The sequence below is a fragment of the Wolbachia endosymbiont of Drosophila incompta genome (assembly GCF_001758565.1).
Taxonomy (GTDB): Bacteria; Pseudomonadota; Alphaproteobacteria; order Rickettsiales; family Anaplasmataceae; genus Wolbachia; species Wolbachia pipientis.
On sequence record NZ_CP011148.1, the window covers coordinates 335,264 to 338,035 of the forward strand.

At 36.8% G+C, this 2,772-nt stretch carries 3 protein-coding genes and 1 pseudogene; 1 reads left to right on the plus strand and 3 read right to left on the minus strand.

All coding sequences use genetic code 11. The features are described 5' to 3' along the window. A pseudogene (locus tag WG67_RS08110) lies at positions 1-284 on the plus strand (methionine--tRNA ligase); the annotation flags it as partial. Between the two features lie 168 nt (positions 285-452). On the opposite strand, the gene WG67_RS01550 reads toward WG67_RS08110, so the two are convergent. The 3 genes from WG67_RS01550 to WG67_RS05985 all read right to left on the minus strand — a co-directional run. Further along, positions 453-737, minus strand: coding sequence for a hypothetical protein (locus WG67_RS01550; protein ID WP_070356798.1), 285 nt, complete (start codon positions 735-737; stop codon positions 453-455). 6 nt (positions 738-743) lie between these two features. Further along, positions 744-1,544 carry a hypothetical protein gene (locus WG67_RS01555; protein WP_070356799.1) on the minus strand — a complete coding sequence of 267 codons (801 nt, stop codon included), beginning with the start codon at positions 1,542-1,544 and terminating at the stop codon, positions 744-746. 87 nt (positions 1,545-1,631) lie between these two features. Continuing rightward, the coding region (locus WG67_RS05985) for a replicative DNA helicase (RefSeq protein ID WP_458694971.1) at positions 1,632-2,772 on the minus strand (1,141 nt) is incomplete at its 5' end.

Here is a 2,772-nt window from a genome sequence, read left to right on the forward strand (position 1 = left end):
AAGCAAATGCCTACATAGACAAAAGTGCACCCTGGACACTAAGCAAAACTGACAGAGAGCGCATGAATTTAGTAATTTACAAGTTACTGGAATATATCAGGATAATAGGCATTTTATTGCAGCCAATCGTTCCCAAGTCAGCAGAGATGATACTAAATCAACTGCAAATTCCGAAAGAACAACGAGATTTAAAATCTTTGTGCGACGCGTGCGTAAGTTCAGGCATAACATTGCCTAAACCTACGCCGGTTTTTTTGAGGGTTGATGCTAAAGAGGAGAAATAGTGTAAAAACTATTTCTCCTGGATGGGATTATCTTTAGTTAACGACGGTGCACACCGCTGTCTACATATTCAAGTTAGGTGGCAAGTGCCTTAGTTACTTTAGCACAATATGGTTTAGTAACATCAGCACCTATCACTACTACTTCAGTAATTGCCGACTTAACCTTTCCTAGGCTCCATGCAAACCAGCCTTGACCATTTTCTTCTTTAGTTTTGGCTGACTTTCTGGGCTAGAAATCTCAGTACCTTTTTCATCACCAGATTCTGCATCATAAAATACATCCTGATCCTCAGAAAGACTCATTAAATAACTTTTAGCAGCATCAACATTTAAATGATCAGGTTGCTTAGGAACGTTATCAATATTTAAATAATCCAAACTATTAGCTCGTTGCTTTTGCTCACTGGAAAGAACCTCAAGATTTAAATAATCCAAACGAGATAGTTCTTGCATGCTAGGTTAAGATCCATCTTCACGCTTAAACTGCTCTTCCGGACTAGAAACCTTAGTACCATAAATCCTACTGTACAAGCTGCTTCCAACGCTGTTAAGTGCTCCTCTTACAGATGCAATTGACGCATCATAAGTATTTTTCAAGCCACCTCCAATACCACTAAGTGTTCCTTTTGTAGACTCAGTTGATGGCACATAATTATCGTAAGCATATTTGCCAGAATACAAGACACCATTAACTGCTTCTTTTGCAAACCAAACAGCGCTATTAACTGTTCCTTTTGCAAGCTGGACAGTGCCATCAGCAATTGCCACTTTTAATTTGTCTTCTTCTATCTTTTTATTTTTTTCAGCTAGTTGAGTTTTTTGCTCAGAACTTTTCTGCTTTTGAGTGCGTACTTGATCTTTTAACTTAGAATTTTCTTCCTCTTGAGCTTCTACTTTATTTTTTAACTTAGAATTTTCTTCCTCTTTAGCTTTTACTTCCGCTTCTTTTTTAGCTAGTTGAGTTTTTTGCCCAGAAATTGTTTGCTCTTGAGCTTTCATTTTATTTTTTAACTCAGAATTTGTTTTGTTCTCACTAATTGCTTGATACGAAAGTGCAATAGCTACAGCAGAAAATACAGCACCACCAATAATAAATGGAAGGCCAACACTTAATGCTGCAACTGGAGCTAAGAAACCAATATAAGGAGCTGCAGCAAACACTCCAGATGCTAATAAAGTTAAAGCAGCCAGAGTTCCAGCTATATAATAGGGTACATTGTTTTTATTCATCATCTCACGTATTATAAAATATAATACCATTATAAAAGGATTTTTAAGAAGTTGTCAAGCTATCTTTACATAAAAAAAATAATTGATAAACTTGGGAACAAGAAGATTGCTGTCAAGCTATGAACTATGCCTTTCCGTGTAATCTTTAAATGCACCTCTGTTAGAGTCAAAATATAGCTTCACACTGCCAATTGGCCCGTTCCTCTGCTTTGCAATAACAAGCTCTGCAATATTTCTAATTTTCTCCATTTTCTCTTGCCATTCCCGATGTTTATTGTTTCCTTCACTTGGTTGCTTTCTCAATTCGTAGTATTCTTCTCTATAGAGAAACATTACTATATCTGCGTCTTGCTCTATGCTCCCTGAATCACGTAAATCAGAAAGTTGTGGTTTTTTATCATCCCTCTGCTCAACAGAACGAGAGAGCTGAGATAGTGCAACAATGGGAATATTTAGCTCCTTTGCAATTGCTTTCAAACCCTGCGTCACTTCCGAGATTTCTTGCACTCTATTTTCATTACTCCTTTTTGTTGTTCCTCTGATTAGCTGCAAATAATCAATGAATACCACTTCTACATTATATAATTGATACAGCAAGCGTATTCTGGTGCGAAGGGCACTAATTGATAGCGCAGGGGTGTCATCTATGATGAAAGGCAGTTCAGATAATTCTGTACTAGTATTGATAAATTCATGCAATTCAAAATCACTAATTCTCCCGGTTAATGCCTTATAATAACTAATCCCTGAATCTATAGTGATCAGCCTTGCAGTTAATTGCTCTGCTGACATTTCAAGCGAGAAAAACGCTACATAGTGTTGCTTATCTGCTCTTTTTTGCAACATCTTACAAGCATTAAGTGCGATGTTTAGCGCCAATGCTGTTTTACCCATAGAAGGCCTTGCAGCTAAAATTAATAAATCAGATTTTTGTAGACCACCAAGAAGCTGATTTAGATCTTGAAGTCCGGTTGTAACGCCTAGCGCTTCTGGATTATTTTTCAGTGTGCTGATCTTCTCAACTACATCTTTAATTGAACTTGCAAGTTTTATATATGTTTTCTCACCTTGTTTTTTTACTGCCAAATTGAACAATTTTGTCATTGCTTGTTCAATTTGCGCCTGTGCAGGATTTTCAATATCGTAGTTGTAGCTATCACCAACTATTTCTTGCCCGAGCTTGATTAAACATCTCCTTAAGTAAGTATCACGGATTATTCTAGTCAAACTATAAATATCAAGTGCAATACTTGCCTTC